We start from the raw sequence: 15891 nt of genomic DNA on the forward strand, positions 1-15891 counted from the left end.
ATGGCGTTACCTTTACAAATTGAAACTGTAAGGCCATATCTTAATGGCCAATGGCTTCAAATACTGGCGGCGTTGGTGCCAGAACTTGATGCCGCTATTGCTCGAAAAGGCCGTCATGTGGCTTGTCCTGTTCATGGCGGTCGTGATGGCTTTAGGCTGTTCAAAGATGCTGAATATACCGGAGGTGGCGTTTGTAACACCTGCGGGATCTTTCATGATGGCTTTGAACTGTTGTCTTGGATTAATGGATGGAACTTTGCTCAGTCTATTGAAGCAATCGGTCAAGCTCTAGGTATTCAACCCGGACAAGTACCAACTCGGGTAATACCGAGTAACGCTGTTGACTGGAAGGCTAGAAAGCAGGAAGAGGACAAAGCGATTATCCATCGCTTGAATCAAACCTGGGGAGAAACGTTTTCTCTTGCAGATACTCGTGCGCAACCAGTTTGGAACTACATGCATCGTCGTGGCATTGTTACCCGGCTTCGTCCTGAATGGGATTCGGTGCTGAGGTATCATCCAAACTTGCCTTACCATGATGAAGATGGTTTGTTTATCGATAGCTACCCAGCGCTGCTAGGTAAAATCGTTACTCAGCAAGGGCGTTCGGCCACGTTTCATCGGATCTACCTAAGTGAAGAAGGATTCAAAGCGCCGGTTGAAAAGCCTAAAAAGATGATGCCGATACCAAGTGACAGAACAATCACTGGTGGTTCCATTCCGATAGGTGAGCCTGGTGAGGTACTAGGTGTTTCTGAAGGCATCGAAACAGCTTTAGCGGTTAACAGAGCAACGGGGCAAATATGTTGGTCGGTTGTGAACGCAACCCTACTGGCTAGGTTTGAACCACCAAGCAATGTGAAAATGCTGTACATCTGGGCAGATCACGATCTCTCTGAGACTGGCCTGAATGCAGCGAATGAACTCAAGAAAAAAGCCTGGCAAAAAGGCATTCTGACACAAGTGTTGATCCCCCCGATACCAACGTCACTCGGCGTGAAAAGTTGGGATTGGAATGATGTGCTGAATGTTTACGGTGCCATGGGCTTTCCTAAAGTTCATATCTGATCCAAGGGGCTTCGACCCCTTTTTTTGCGCCTTGCATATTTGAAAAAACATGGAGAATGAAAAATATATAACCAATAGGAGAACAAACATGATGGTATTAACCCTGTTAACAAAGCAGATTGATGGTGAGTTTACGGTTTACTGGAAGACCGGCCTTCGAAGAGGTGGTGAGCTAAAGGTCGATTTAGGTGAGCAATACGACAAGCTACCTGAGCAGCAAAAGCCAATTGCAGCTGAGCTTTATGCTATTCATCACCTACTGTCAGTGAAAGAGGTGATGGGGAGTAACCGAAGCGGTAATGGGCTTCAAATCCGGGTCAGTAAAGGAGCTATCAAAAAGTTACATAAACAACGCTCAACTCAGCATTCACTTTACAGCCTGACTAGGCTTTTGCTCACCCGTTACCAGGAAGCACAGATCTCGGTAGAAAAGAGTGACGATTGGCTCTCATATCTCTTCGAGGAATACAGTGTGGATAATGTTACGGTGAGAGACATCGATGAGGTAATAAATGTTCCGAACATTGGACCTGTCGTGGTGACTCATCATGCACTGGAGCGGTTTGTGGAACGGCTTTCAGACGGCGTACCTAAGCATCCTTGGAAGGCTTTGTGCTCAAAGCTGCTATGTTCGGGGCTAACTAAAACTCAGTTGCCAGAAAACGTCGCTATCCAAAAAGCAAAAAAATATGCCCAAGAGGCCGAGTTCTGGCAGCATGTGGGGAGCAAAATGTACTTTGTCATGGTTCCAAGTTGCTCAATTAAAATTTTGGTTACAGTTATTGCAGTAAAGTGAGCTAACGTAGTATTCGAAGTTTCTGAATATTGCTTTATGTGCCAGAAGTAGACGTTAGAGGTCTAACTTGAGCACTGATCTGGTCGATTCATCTTTTCCTTTTTTGAACTGCACGATCCATACGTTTTCAGTTTTTCTTTGTGATGGTTGCCTGAATTTCAAAAATCCTATATATTTTTTTGTGGCGCTAGCCACACTTGCACACGAGTGAAAAACAGCAAATTGACCTGAAAAGGCGTATAGAGAACCCAATATTTACTTAAATTTTAATTATACATACATGGCTTGAGAGATCATGTTGTAATCGTGTGTAGCAATGATTGATAACGGTTAATAACTGTCTCAAGCATATGGATATGTATATGAAAAGTTTAAAACCCATCATTTTTACGGCTCATTCTGAGTTAAAAACAGCAATTCCATCAATAAAGAAAAGCCATTTATACGAAGCGTTCGCAGCATTTTGCGGCTTTAAAAGCTACGCGGCATTTCAAGTTGCCTCTGAATATAGAGTTGAAAACCTTGAGATCGCAAATAGACAGTGCTTTGAGCGCTTGCAAGCTTTGGATTTTGATGCAGGTGTTACGCTTCAAGTATGCCAGCGAATCCAGCAAGCTTGGGAGCAATTTAACATTATCTCTTTAGATGATGTTTATGCATTTTATGCTGAGGCTTCTTTTGAAAAAGCATTAGGTGAAACACGAATGCTAGGTGTTTTAACCTCATTCATAGATGCAAATGACTCAGAAGCGATATTGGTTGGTCTTGTTGTAGCTGCGACATTATTGGCTGAATATGAAGACAATCCGGATAACAGAAGTGGCGAGTTCTGGTATAACAAAAAACTAGCTGGTCATTCGCTTAATGTAATTCAGTCTGACGTTGCTGAGCAATACCAGAAAATCGTCCCTTATCGAGAGCTTTTAACGCTGGTATTAAAGAAATTTGAAAACAGTAATGATGCGGTATTTCCAATTCCTTCATCGTTGAAACCAATCTATGATCAATGTGGTGACGGCCATAGCCACTGCTGGAGTGGCTATTTTTATGATGATCCTTATGTTGTGATTGAGGCTATTGGATATGCTTTGCATTGTCATGACGAAGATGAGCCAGTAATCCCAATTAGTTTTTATCTTGATTGGCTAAAAGCTGAAATGATTGTTGCTCCGTCACGCGAAGGGTTGATTGAAATAATCGAAGCTACGATTAGTGAAACTGAAAAGTGGTTTTGGTATTACGTTGGTCTACAGGATGATATCGACGTAACCAAAGATTGTTACAGGGCAATCAATGCTGACACTGGTGAAGATTATGATGATTATGGGCCAGCAGTAGCTGTTGGCGATGACGGTGTAGCGCTTCCAATTATTTCTGACGACTTAAAACTTAAACTAAAAACTGTTGCTCAAAAGCTTATCTCTTAATCTTTGAGATAAAAGTGATGGCTATGCTGAGGCTTAGCCTTTCGCTCAAAGCGTAAAATCATATCTTTTGTTCATTAACGTTAGCTGTTGTTACTAGTCACAACAGCTAGTCAGAAACACACACAATTCCTTCATCTATCTGGCCAATCGCTCTTACCGGGATCATTAGCATGTTAGCTCTATGAAATTTTCTGGAGCTGACAATGAGAACGCCTTTGTTACCTTGGTTTATCCTATGGGTGACCATCCCAATCATTATTTTCTTTCTATTCATCTTACCCGCCTATGCCAGTGACGAGCCATTCTATCAGCGTGGTCAGGAAGGCTGGTTTTGGTATCAGGTCATTCCTGAGCCAGCGGAGGCTGAAGAGCTTATTAAGCCGGAATCTGGTGCGGCAGAGTCGAGTCAGAGCGAACTAAAGCCCTTCAGTGCCGCATGGTTCCGAGAGCATATGCAATCGTTCATGGACAAGGCAATTGATGAGCCGACGAATGAGAACGTCAGAGCCTATCTGTATCTCCAGCGCGTCATGATGGATAAGGGCTCACAGTTTGCTGATGTTAGTCAGCAGGTGGTCATGGGCGATCCTGTTTTGGATGAAATTAGTCGCAGACCCTTGGCGACCTATGCTGCCAATCGGATGGATCGAGAAGCTGGCGCTCAACGTGATGTAGCTTTAGGTGAAGTAGCGAAGCGGGCTGGTTTGTTCTTTTTCTATCGTTCGGATTGCCCTTATTGCCATGCTCAAGCGCCTATCATCGAATCTATGGCCTTGAACTATGGGTTCGAGGTGTTTGCTATTGCTGTCGATGGCTTGCCTTTACCCGGTGGAGAGTTTCCCAATTACAAAGTCGATTCAGGACAAGCACAATCCTTGTCCGTTACGACTGTCCCTGCCGTGTTCTTAGTTGACCCGCCTAACGTTATTACTCCGATTGGACAAGGCGCAATGAGCCTTGATGAGCTCAATAATCGAATCATTCTCGCAGCCCATCAAGCCGGTTGGATTGACGATCAAACTTACTATGCCACCAGACCTGTTCAACCCGGCGTGTCACTCGCGATGTCAGCCCAAGAGCTTAACGAAAAGATATTACAGGACCCTGAGTTCCTTGTTCGCTATCTGCGTGCACAAGGAGGGTTATAACAATGAAAAAAGTAATCCGAGTATCGCTAATCGCCTGTGCGATTGGTTTTTCATCTATGAGCCAAGCAAGCTTGCAACAGGAGATGAACCAGTTGTTTGGTTCAATGACCAACACCACTGCGCCTGGTGTATTCGAGAGTCAGCGGCGTGGCGTTATATCTGGAGGAAGCGTTGTTGTTCGTAACAGGATCATGAACGAGAACCTCGTCTCTATGGTGCCACCGTCATTCCAAGCCGGTTGTGGCGGCATTGATATGTTCGCGGGAAGTTTGTCATTTGTTAACGCGGATCAGTTTGTTCAATTACTTCGCTCTGTTGCTGCAAACGCCAAGGGGTATGCATTCCAATTGGCGCTCAGTGCTATGTGTGAGAAATGCTCCCAGCACATGGAGACACTGCAAAAGAAAATCCAGCAGTTGAACGAGTATTTTGGCAATTCCTGTCAAATGGCTCAGGGAGTCGTGAACGATACCCTGGCCGCCTTTGGTAAGAAGGGGCAAACAGAGGCCAGCATGTTGAGCTCACTTAAAGGGGCTGGAGACATTTTTACCAGTTGGAGTGAGTCCAATGGTAAGAACCCTTACGAGAATGCTTCAAGTGTCGCGGCATCTGATGTGAACAAAACGATTAAAGGTAACTTGGTCTGGCGAGCACTGAAACGTCACTCGGCATCAAGCTGGTTTGCATCGGGGGATGACCGTTTTCTTGAAGCGGTTATGTCGGTGACTGGTTCGATCATCGTTGGTGATTTAGCGAATGCCGCTGATGGCCAAGGTAAAGCCCCAAAACTGACCAGACTGAATGGCAATAAAGTGACTATTGAGCATCTAATTCATGGCGGTAACGTCGCTATGTACCGATGTGACACAGTGACGCAAGACGGTTGTTTGAACCCGACAATCACTAACGTGACCCTTACCGGGTTATCAACTCAGGTAGAAAATTTACTTCTTGGTACAGGTTCTAGTAACGGCATTATTTTTAAATTTGCTCGAAATACAGGGGCTGCTAGCACCACCGAAAAGGCTTTTATGACCTCGGCTCCCGCGAGCATTGGCGGTATGATTCGAACACTTTCTGCATTAAATGAAGGGGCTGCTAGGTCGTTTGCTTCACGAGCGGCTCCATTTATTGCTGTTGAGATGGCCCGAGCATTGGTTGAAGACATGCTCAATGCAGCTAGAAGCACCTCTGGTGTAGAAGATCATGCCTATGCGAAGTTGTTAACTGAAGACCTTGAACGTGCACGTCGCCAAATCAATGAGGAATACGCCGCGTTACAGCGAAGATACGGCTCAGAGCAAGAGTTGCTGGCGCATTTTAATCAGGTGATTCAGACCATTCGCAAGCAGCGTTATTACACCGTTAAATCTACGGCACTGGGGGAATAGGTCATGTGGGAAATCTATTCCATCGGGGATTCGGCTTTTTTAGAGCAGGTCCTGAACGCTGTCGCGATGATCACTGGTACAGGCGATTTTACTTCAATGGTTCGGATTGGCTTGCTCATTGGGGTATTGATGGTCTCTGTTCAGGCCTTAATGCAAGGTGGTCGTGGGATTAACTTTCAACACGTTTTAGTCTCATGGCTAGTCTTTGCAACCATGTTTGGACCCAGTACCCGAGTGAGCATTGAGGATGCGTACACGGGGCAAGTTCGAGTGGTTGATAATGTGCCCATCGGTGTTGCTGCCGCAGGTAGTACGATTTCGACTGTTGGCTTTCAAATCACGCGATTGTTTGAAACGGCGTTCTCAACTCCCGCCATGACGGAATACGGCTTTGCATCCAGTTTACAGTCACTGATTAAAGTGAGAAAACAGGTGATGGATCGCTCTGGTTTGGGTGATGCAAATCGTGTCGCTGGTTCGGACATCGAGCAATCGTGGTTTAACTACATTAAAGAGTGCACCTTGATTGGTATCGACATTGGCCAAAAGAACCTCGATCAGGTGCTGAGTGATCCTAATCCGATGACTGCGATTAGGTTTGATTCGCGTATTTATGGCACACGCATCATGCTTAGTGGTAGCAGTAGCGATCTGGACTGCACCGATGCCTACAGCCAACTGAAACTCATGACAGAATCAACCTTCATTCCAAGGCTTAAACAGGTTCTGTCAGCCTCATTGGGGACTTCGTCAGCAACGGACACTGATGACGTGATCCGAAATGCACTGAATAACCTTGGTTTGGCTTCAGTTAACACTCAAGAGTACATGACCGCGTCGGTGCTTTTGCCTATTTATGAGCAAAGCGTGACGGGCAAGTATATGGATGATCAAGCTTTCACCGCAGCCGTCATGGTTAACCAAGCGATTGAGCAGCGCAATACGCAATGGGCGGCGGAGCAGACCCTGTTCCAAAGTATCGTTCGTCCGATGATGACGTTTTTTGAGGGTTTCATTTACGCCATCACCCCATTGATGGCCTTTGTGATTGCCCTTGGCCAAATCGGGATGCGAATGGCCGGGAAGTACTTGTTAATCCTGCTTTGGATTCAACTTTGGATGCCTGTCATGGCCATCATTAACCTATATATCCATTTAACTGTTGCTGGGAAAATGTCGGCTCTTGATGCCTTTGCAGGTACGGAAGTGCCATCTTTTGCTGGGATGATGCAGATGGATTCAGTGCTGCAAACCTGGATAGCTACTGGCGGCATGTTGGCGTCGAGTGTTCCGGCGATTTCGCTCATGCTCGTGTATGGCTCAGCAATAACCGCTACCCACTTGGCTGGACGTCTTCAAAACGGTGATGCAATTGATGAAAAGATGGCAAGTCCAGATGTCGCGAAAAATGCCCCGGTAATGCAATCACAGTCAATGTTCCAAAATTCAGCCCTCACTGGTTCTGCTATGACCGGCGCGTCAAACCTACTTAGCAGTTTCTCTGTAGGAAACGCGGTGGGTTCAATGGTCGGCTCTGCAAAAGAATCCATGACTCAAGCAACTCAAGCCTTTAGCCGTCAAGTTGGCAATACCATGAGCCGAACTTTTGGTGAAAAGCTAAGTTACGACAACCTTTCTTCGGTTGGACGTCAGATTGGTTCTTCTAATTCCGCATCTAGCGCCGTTGTTAATCAGGTCACTGATGACCTGCAAACACGGTATGGTTTCGGAGACGATAAAAAAGACGCTGTACGTGGCTTGGTATCTGGCGTGTTATCGGGAGGCCTAAGGGTCGGTGGAGATGGAACTATTACAAATACCGGTGATAAAGAAGTAGCAGATAAAGGGTTCTTGGGAAGATTACTTGGTACAGGGGGGAATGACTCCCCACAAGGTAACTTGCCTGGAGTCGATAAGCCTGAATCCTCAAGAGTGCCCAAAATATCACGGTTACGAGCAGGCTTGGATTTAGGTGGAAACTTTAGTGGCCAAGTTGAGTCGTCAGAAGGCAGTTCTCGGTCTACGACCGCAAATACGCTCACTGGGGAGATGCAAAGCTTGGCATCAAGTGATTCACGACGTGCTGAGTATCGCGATGCAATGGTTAAGGACCTTTCAGATTCAAGACGTTCTGGCGTTGAAATGTCGTTGTCTAACCAAGACTATCAGTCACTTCAGAGTTCAGCACAAGACGTTATCACGGTATCAAACCGCTTTAGTGAGCTTGATCAGGCCAGCTACAGTCTATCAGGACAAAGAAATACTGATGGTGCGACGTTAACCCGATTAGCGGCGGATAATCCTGAAGTCATGGATTATTTAGGTCGCTATATGAACCAGCATGTTGAAGCAGGTAACCGATTACGTGAAAACCTTCCAATGTATCAGCGCTTGCTACCTGATGATAATCAGGCTTATGTGGCCGCAGCTATGGAGTCTTTAACCTATAGCAACTCCTCAACGCCCGCTGAACGAGACAATGATTATCAAGCAGCAATGACTGTTATGGCCATGGCTACCGGAGCCGATTTACGATCAATTCAACCGCGCTCTAATGAAGGCTTGTCATCAGATACACCTACTTTTGGTGGCACTCAAAGCCAAGTTGAATCGGGTGTTCTGGGAGGCTATGAGGATGCTGCAACAGTTCAAACTCAGTTCAACGCAGCTCAATCGGCTTATCAAGCCAATCTGTCTAGTGTAGATGGACAGCTGAATGCGCATCAGCAACAAGCCAAGCAGGCCGTAGTTTCTGACACAAGTACCTATCAATCTGGACTAAACAGTGAAGCTGGCTCTCAGTGGCGATCTCGCATTATGGCTGATGATAGCGGAGTTTCTGGTGCTGAAATGTTCTTCAACAGCGCCAGTGCTATTGGTGACTTCAGTGGCAAGCATACTGATGCAGCACTGCATACCTTGAATCATTTTGGCGAAGACTATGAGAGTTACAAGGAGCAAGCACTTGAAGACCCTAGCTCACGAGGTTTCTTGCACAATGCAACGGTGGCCAGTAAATCAACCTGGGATGGCTTAAAAGCAGCCGTTGACGCCGGAACCTCTTTGGAAAACCCATTGACGGCGTTTAATGATGCATACAGTGGATCGAGTTCGCAGTATGCCTCCGAAGTAAACTGGGGTACTAAGTCTGAAGCCATGTTGGCTGGGGCATTCGGTGCGGCAGTTAACAATCGATATGGTGAGTTCTTAGAACAGTATGCCGATGACTTTAAACAGGAAGCATACAGCGAAGGGCAGAGAATGGGATTGACCCCGATTCAAAGTCAAGTGTTCGCTCAAGCTTTCAATGAAGGTTTGGCGGGGCGCGTTTTCAACTCTGAAGATTCATCGAGTTGGTCGCCTGAAATGCTTGGTCTAAGGGAGCAAATGCTAAATGAGTATCGTCAAAAAGATGAGAGCGGTGCTTACATCCCCGACAGTGTGTCCGAAGAAGATAAAGCATTTGTGGATAAGCAGATTGCAGTGATCTCAAATGCATCCCTTGCGGGAGATTATGCTCAGAACAACTTGATTGATATTAGGGCCTATAACCAGGCATCAGGAAGGAACTAGAAATAGAAGGTAGCCAGCGTGATAGGCTGGCTACTTTTTTGGTTTTTTGGGGAGAATAGATGAGCGACCATCTGCAAATTCGTTTACCCAGTACCAATATTTTTTTTCGCTCAGGCTTAGTTCTCGACCGGTATCTTTCAGTTGCCTTTGAAACAAACGGATTAGACCGCTTAAGCCTAAGAAAGCTAAGCCGACACAGAAAATTGTCCAACTCACTTGCCAATATGCGATTGCTAAAAACATAGTGATGATGGCTATAAGGCCGATGGGGTTGCAGGTCGCTTTGAATCCCAGGTAGCTGAAAAAAACGACGGTGCAGAACAGAAATGGCAGAGCCGCTAACTTGGCAGATGCCGTTAATATTTCTGATGGAAAAAAATGAGCCGCAGCCAAAGTCGCCAGAAAAAGCCCCAGTGATATAACCCAGCAGCGTGCTGGCAAAGATTTAAGTAAGTTTGTCATCTTAGTACTCTCAAAGTGCACGGGCGGTGCACAATCAAATCATGTATCAGCATGTTAGTTCTCAAAAAGTGCTCTAGTGGTTTGCTCGGCCATAATCTCGCACACAGGACATTTAAGCTGAATGCGCTGTTGAGATACCGTCAAATACAGACTACCGCATCGACACCGGTGTAAGGATGCAAGCTGTGATCTTAAATCACGAGCTAGAACCCAACCTTCATTGATGGTCAGTTTTTTCCAGGGGATCTCAGCTGGAAGGTCTGCCTCTTCTCTTGCAACCAAGTACGCATCGTAAGCCTTCATCAAAGCATCGATATTTAATTGCTTGTAGACATTATCACCACCAATATTGACATAAAGCGCCATCAGCAGGGAGCCTTCAACTAGGGCTCTTCTGCTTTTAACGATGGCATCAGCTTCTGGCAATTGACCAGGACAAGGTGACTTGCCAGTCACTTCTTTGTGCAGCCTTCTGATAATGTGGATTGGCAAACCTGTATCGAGCGCGATAATGGTCGTTCGAAATCCGTACTTAATAAGCAGCGAGGCTCGGGTAAACAGCTCACTTTTGGACAGGTTATCAATCATGCATCCCCCTTGTTGTTTAGGGTTGATAATAAATAAGCGATTCTTGGGATACCTGTGCCTTTGCTCTTCACCATCTCAATCAGTTGGCTTTGGTTACCCCTTGGTTGAAACAGCATGAATGATGAGGTCGCCACTCGTTGCAGGTCGTCAACACCGGCATTAATCAGTGCATCCACCACGTCGCGTGTAAGTCCAAAGCGCAAGACCGCCTCTTGCGGATCAATTCGCGCTAATTCACGTGCTGCGTGTAGGTACGCCAAATTTAATTGATAGAAGTCTTGTTGATTGGTTGTCATTGACGGACCTCCAGTTCATGTAAAATATTGCGATAGATAGAAAGCACTCTTTGCCCATACCAGCGTGCACGCTCTTCGTTCCAACTGTTATAGCGGCCTATGCCAAGCTCTAAATCATTTGGTGAAGACTTGATTGCTTCGGCCAAAATACTGGAGCCGACAGTAAGGTTGGTGATGGGGTCTAGCAGTTCAGCTGCTGAGCTCACTCGATGCCCATGCCAATGCAAATTGATTTGCATAAGGCCAATATCGAGCTGGTATTTTTCACTCTCTTGAAGTGCCTGGTTTAACAGTTGCTCCGCTTCTGTCTTAGATTTGGCGTAGGTTGCGTTTGAACCATTGCGAATTGCGTATGGCCATGGACTGGTCATGTTAAGACCTCGATGTGAGGCTGACTCAGCCAAGGCAACGGCGTAGAGCATGACTGGATCAATACCAACACTTTGTGCTGCTTTTTCCCACTGATAGCCCGGAAACGCATAGACTGAAGTGCTTGCGGACATGGCTATCACTAGGGCAACGGTTTTTGCTTTAATCGTTTTCATTTTTGTCCTCTAATTGATTTCCGAGAAGCGCCTGAATGGCTTTCGGGCTTATTCTTTTCAAAGGCACTGCGCTAAAATTGGCGATGCCTCTCGTGTAAACTTGTGCCGCTTTTGACCAGTCACCCACGGCAACAGGCGCTTGCATATCAAATCCTTTTTGCTGGTTCTGATGGTCTGCAATACCCTGTAATAGCCTTGGGTATTCACCCACTTCGTCCCGCAGCAAGTAAGCCTGGTAGCGTGTTAAAAACTCTTTTTGCTTAAAGGGGTATTCCCTGTCATCAACTTTGCAGAGTTCAACCCATCCCCCCATGTCTGAAATCACACGGTGGATAAGTGCATCGTCAAACATCACGGATGTCCAAACGCCAACCTGACGAACAGCCTTGTCAACTTTGTTCCAAGCAACCATGGCTCTTGAACCCGAGTTGCCATCGATATGCTTGATGACGTCAGCGGGCTTTGGAAAAAATTGCCCAGTATCCGGTGATTGAATATGCCGAGTCAGACCGATTCGCACTTCTTCAATGCTATAAGCACGCAGGGCTTCAAATGCGATGGATAGCAATTGCGGTGATACGCTTTTGCCATACATGGCCCAAGCTGCTCCCCAAACTTCAGCAAACTCGCGTTTATCAACCTCCTGCACTTGAACGAACCTCCCGAATACCTGGTCCGGCCCAGCTTTCAGCGATGCGACGATTGCTTTCTTCAATATTCAATTGGTGATTGCTGCCCTTTAGGCTCGTCGATGATTGCTGTACTTCATCAATGCGAACGTACTCGTCTTCCCATTGCCGGTTTAAAAGCCAGTTATGTGGCATAGGGGTCTTAGTCCGATCTTGATACTGCAATCGGTTGTCTCGTTGCTCTTTCCAGCGTGTTAGCACTTCCAAGGCGAGTTCATGGTCTTCATTGAGGCCCATGCGTAGCCATTCTTCTTTGGCTTTCGCTTTTTTTTCTTTGCGTATTTGTACATCCCAGAAGTCTTCAAACTGTATGTGGTCAACAGTTTTAACTGTTGGTTTATTGCTTCTCTCAGAGTCATCCGACCGTTGAGAGTCCCTTACCGGGTTGCCATCAGGCATAAACAATGATGAAAATTCTTCTGGTAGCCGAGCTTGAAAAGCGGCAAGAGATTTCAAAAGCGATGCCATACCAACGAAGTCGGCAGGTACATCTTTAAGCAACCGAATGGCTGCCTTACCTTGGTTTGGGTTTTCGATTGGGTTGTGCTTCAGAAAGCTTCGAATCAAAGTCCAACCGGATTCCTCGCAACGAATCAGGAACTGATCTTGTTCTAACTCACTTAACGCCTTGGCAACCTGTTGCTCATCCCAGCTCAAGTCAGAAGCAACGTAACCAATCGGCAGTCGAAAGCAGCCAAGCAAATTACAATGTGGGCATGTAAGCAAATACAGTCCTAGCAACTTCGCAGAGTCACTCCAGGACAAAACGTTTTGCTTTAGCCAAAAGCGGGTATAGACCTTGCCATAATCACGCATTGAGGTACTCGCTTCTGTGTTTACGTAAAATGCTGACCATTACTTGCCCTTAATCCTACTGGTTACTGGCTTTCAGCTCGCTTGGGCATTCGGGGTAGATGTCCGGTCTTAACTGAGATCGGGTTACCTGTCCTTGCGTAGCTTGTTCGATGGGTAAAACGAATTCAGCGGGAACACGCCCTGATTTATTCAACCAAAACCAGACGTTTTGCTGTTTTGAGTTGATGGCTCGTGCTAATGCTGATTGCCCGCCGACCAAGTCAATGGCACGGCGGAGATGTTTTTGTGTTGTGTTGAACACTTCCATACCGTCTCCTGTTACAATAATAACTGTTACAAGATTGAATGTTACAGTTTAAACTGTAGATTAGTCAACAGTTAAAATTGTTGAAAGGCTACAGTTTTATTTGTAGAATGCGAGCTTATGAAAACTTTATCCGAACGACTAAACCATGCCTTGCAGCTTACTGGGGTGACTCAGTCTGAGTTGGCTCGCCGCATTGGTATCAAACAGCAGTCGATCAGCCAGATTTGCTCTGGTAAATCGGCTAGGTCTCGTTACACCATGCAGATCGCGGAGGCACTTCGCGTGAATGCTCATTGGCTCGCCACAGGTGATGGCGAGATTGGCTTGGGGGTCGGTAATGTAGAAGTCGGGCCTGATATTAAGGGAAGAATTCCTCTCATTAACTGGGTTCAGGCCGGTGATTGGACTGAAATAGCGGAGGGATTTGCCCATGAAGATGCTGAGGAGTGGCGTGAAGTCACTGGGAAAGCACATGAGGGTTGTTTCGCACTTCGCGTAAAAGGCGACAGTATGGAAAATCCAAGCGGAAAAAAATCCATACCTGAGGGGGCAGTGATCGTTGTTGATCCTGAGTTACCGTACTCTTCAGGTTCATTGGTTGTTGCGCGTTTGGATGATTCGAAAGAAGCAACCTTTAAGCAGTTAGTTATTGATGGTGAACAGAAGTACCTAAAACCTTTGAACCCGCAATACCCTGCAATACCGATCAACGGCAACTGCACCATCATCGGTGTAGTACGACAAGCTATCATCGATTTCTGGTAGCGAAGGAATTTGTGGTTTAGCCACAGTTGTTCATGAGCTGAAGAAGCAACGATTGCAAACAGCTACAACTGAGCATTGGCGCACGCTGAGAGTAAATGGTAACCGATAAGATAACCATTGATTGTTTATAAAGTCAAGATCAGCGAAAATAGCGGCCAATTACGATTAACACGACGGATTTGACAAGCGAAGAACTGAAAAGAGAGTACTTCCAAAAGTGTGTACAAATCCGTGTACAAACTAAAAGAATTTATACATGGCAAACCAAGATTTTCTCAATGAAATCAATAAGCGAAGGACCTTTGCTATCATCTCTCACCCCGATGCAGGTAAAACCACGATCACTGAAAAAGTATTACTTTTCGGACACGCAATTCAACGCGCGGGAACAGTAAAAGGTCGCGGTTCTAACCAGCATGCCAAATCAGACTGGATGGAAATGGAAAAGCAGCGTGGTATCTCAATCACCACCTCTGTGATGCAATTTCCCTATAATGATTGTTTAGTGAACCTATTAGATACCCCAGGACACGAAGACTTCTCGGAAGATACTTATCGTACACTAACCGCCGTTGACTGTTGCTTAATGGTTATCGACTCCGGTAAAGGGGTTGAAGATCGTACTCGTAAGCTGATGGAAGTTACCCGCCTGCGCGATACACCGATTTTGACCTTTATGAACAAATTGGACCGTGATATTCGCGATCCAATGGAGCTATTAGATGAAGTGGAAAATGAGCTGAAAATTGCTTGTTGCCCAATCACATGGCCGATTGGCTGCGGTAAATTATTCAAAGGTGTTTACCACTTACTGCGTGACGAGACCATTTTGTATCAAACAGGCCAAGGTCACACAATTCAAGAAGTTCGCATCGTTAAAGGGTTAAATAACCCTGAATTAGACGCGGCTGTTGGTGATGAATTAGCTTCTCAACTTCGCGAAGAGCTGGAGTTAGTTCAAGGGGCTTCCCATGAATTTGACCACGATGCATTCTTAGCGGGTGAGTTGACCCCTGTATTCTTTGGTACTGCCTTAGGTAACTTCGGTGTGGATCATATGCTTGATGGTCTCGTTGAGTGGGCTCCTGCACCTCAGGCACGTAAAACTGATGTGCGTGAAGTTGAAGCCACAGAAGAAAAATTCACTGGGTTTGTATTCAAAATTCAGGCGAATATGGATCCAAAACACCGTGACCGTGTCGCCTTTATGCGTATCGTCTCGGGTACCTATGAAAAAGGGATGAAGCTGCGCCAAGTTCGCATTAAGAAAGACGTGGTGATTTCTGATGCACTGACCTTTATGGCGGGTGACCGTTCTCAAGTTGAGAATGCTTATGCAGGGGATATCATCGGTCTGCATAACCACGGAACTATCCAAATTGGGGATACTTTTACCCAAGGTGAAGAGCTGAAATTTACAGGGATCCCGAACTTTGCACCTGAATTATTCCGTCGTATTCGTCTGCGTGATCCGCTGAAGCAGAAGCAGCTACTGAAAGGTTTGGTGCAGTTATCCGAAGAGGGGGCTGTGCAGGTTTTCCGTCCATTAATCAATAATGATTTGATTGTGGGCGCGGTAGGGGTGCTCCAGTTCGACGTGGTGGTTTCTCGCTTGAAGAGCGAATATAACGTTGAAGCGATTTATGAAGCGGTTAACGTCTCTACTGCTCGCTGGGTTGAGTGCGATGATGTGAAGAAGTTCGAAGAATTTAAGCGCAAAAATGAGCAAAACTTAGCCTTAGATGGTGGTGATAACTTATCGTATATTGCACCGACAATGGTTAATTTGAACTTAACCAGTGAACGTTATCCTGAAGTGAGATTCCGCAAAACACGCGAACACTAATCATTATCTCTAATTAATGTGTTTATATTTAAATGGTCAACTGAGTTGGCCATTTTTGTTATTTATTCTATTAATTATTAATATTTTCAATGTCATAACTAATCGAATCGATATTTTTTCGCGATGAGCATGCTGCTATGATGGCGGTGGGTGCTTGGATCATTTTGGTTCAAG

Annotated in this window: 15 protein-coding genes; 8 read left to right on the forward strand and 7 right to left on the reverse strand. The window is 45.8% G+C overall.

Annotation, left to right across the window (positions count from 1 at the left end; translation table 11 throughout):
- From GKR71_RS08320 to GKR71_RS08345, 6 genes are all read left to right on the forward strand, one after another.
- Complete coding sequence (locus GKR71_RS08320; protein ID WP_154634132.1) at positions 1-1068, forward strand: DUF7146 domain-containing protein; 1068 nt, start codon at positions 1-3, stop codon at positions 1066-1068.
- 88 nt (positions 1069-1156) lie between these two features.
- Positions 1157-1864, forward strand: a complete 708-nt coding sequence (locus tag GKR71_RS08325; RefSeq protein ID WP_154634133.1) for a hypothetical protein — start codon at positions 1157-1159, stop codon at positions 1862-1864.
- Between the two features lie 362 nt (positions 1865-2226).
- Positions 2227-3291 carry a hypothetical protein gene (locus tag GKR71_RS08330; protein ID WP_039977871.1) on the forward strand — a complete coding sequence of 355 codons (1065 nt, stop codon included), beginning with the start codon at positions 2227-2229 and terminating at the stop codon, positions 3289-3291.
- Between the two features lie 203 nt (positions 3292-3494).
- Positions 3495-4439: a thioredoxin family protein gene (locus GKR71_RS08335; protein ID WP_154634134.1), complete on the forward strand. Its 945-nt coding sequence runs from the start codon at positions 3495-3497 to the stop codon at positions 4437-4439.
- Positions 4440-4441: 2 nt separating this feature from the next.
- Complete coding sequence (locus GKR71_RS08340) at positions 4442-5830, forward strand: conjugal transfer protein TraH (RefSeq protein ID WP_154634135.1); 1389 nt, start codon at positions 4442-4444, stop codon at positions 5828-5830.
- Between the two features lie 3 nt (positions 5831-5833).
- On the forward strand, positions 5834-9403 hold the full coding sequence (locus GKR71_RS08345) for a conjugal transfer protein TraG N-terminal domain-containing protein (RefSeq protein WP_154634136.1): 3570 nt from the start codon (positions 5834-5836) through the stop codon (positions 9401-9403).
- A gap of 30 nt (positions 9404-9433) precedes the next feature.
- Here the strand turns inward: GKR71_RS08345 and eexR are convergent, their stop codons facing one another.
- The 7 genes from eexR to GKR71_RS08380 are packed head-to-tail and all read right to left on the reverse strand — an operon-like array spanning position 9434 to position 13106.
- Positions 9434-9865 (reverse strand): entry exclusion protein EexR, encoded by a 432-nt coding sequence (gene eexR / locus GKR71_RS08350; protein ID WP_154634137.1) that lies wholly within the window; start codon positions 9863-9865, stop codon positions 9434-9436.
- 54 nt (positions 9866-9919) lie between these two features.
- Positions 9920-10453, reverse strand: a complete 534-nt coding sequence (locus tag GKR71_RS08355) for a FlhC family transcriptional regulator (RefSeq protein WP_154634138.1) — start codon at positions 10451-10453, stop codon at positions 9920-9922.
- Positions 10450-10749 carry a flagellar transcriptional regulator FlhD gene (locus tag GKR71_RS08360; protein ID WP_000210563.1) on the reverse strand — a complete coding sequence of 100 codons (300 nt, stop codon included), beginning with the start codon at positions 10747-10749 and terminating at the stop codon, positions 10450-10452. The genes GKR71_RS08355 and GKR71_RS08360 overlap by 4 nt, the downstream gene beginning before the upstream one ends.
- The gene (locus tag GKR71_RS08365; RefSeq protein WP_154634139.1) at positions 10746-11294 is read right to left on the reverse strand and encodes a lytic transglycosylase domain-containing protein; all 549 of its coding nucleotides are present in this window, start codon (positions 11292-11294) and stop codon (positions 10746-10748) included. Before GKR71_RS08365 ends, GKR71_RS08360 begins: the two co-directional genes overlap by 4 nt.
- Positions 11281-11943: a DUF6475 domain-containing protein gene (locus GKR71_RS08370; protein ID WP_230085044.1), complete on the reverse strand. Its 663-nt coding sequence runs from the start codon at positions 11941-11943 to the stop codon at positions 11281-11283. Before GKR71_RS08370 ends, GKR71_RS08365 begins: the two co-directional genes overlap by 14 nt.
- Positions 11930-12799, reverse strand: coding sequence for a hypothetical protein (locus GKR71_RS08375; RefSeq protein ID WP_154634140.1), 870 nt, complete (start codon positions 12797-12799; stop codon positions 11930-11932). Before GKR71_RS08375 ends, GKR71_RS08370 begins: the two co-directional genes overlap by 14 nt.
- A 55-nt stretch (positions 12800-12854) precedes the next feature.
- Positions 12855-13106, reverse strand: a complete 252-nt coding sequence (locus tag GKR71_RS08380) for a helix-turn-helix domain-containing protein (protein ID WP_000451746.1) — start codon at positions 13104-13106, stop codon at positions 12855-12857.
- Positions 13107-13223: 117 nt separating this feature from the next.
- Between GKR71_RS08380 and GKR71_RS08385 the strand changes: the two genes are divergently transcribed.
- Positions 13224-13871 (forward strand): LexA family protein, encoded by a 648-nt coding sequence (locus GKR71_RS08385; protein WP_000854920.1) that lies wholly within the window; start codon positions 13224-13226, stop codon positions 13869-13871.
- Between the two features lie 256 nt (positions 13872-14127).
- Positions 14128-15717, forward strand: a complete 1590-nt coding sequence (gene prfC / locus GKR71_RS08390; RefSeq protein WP_108479204.1) for a peptide chain release factor 3 — start codon at positions 14128-14130, stop codon at positions 15715-15717.
- The last annotated feature ends 174 nt before the right edge of the window (positions 15718-15891 follow it).

The organism is Providencia sp. wls1922 (assembly GCF_009706505.1).
In the GTDB taxonomy this organism is placed as follows: Bacteria; Pseudomonadota; Gammaproteobacteria; order Enterobacterales; family Enterobacteriaceae; genus Providencia; species Providencia lanzhouensis.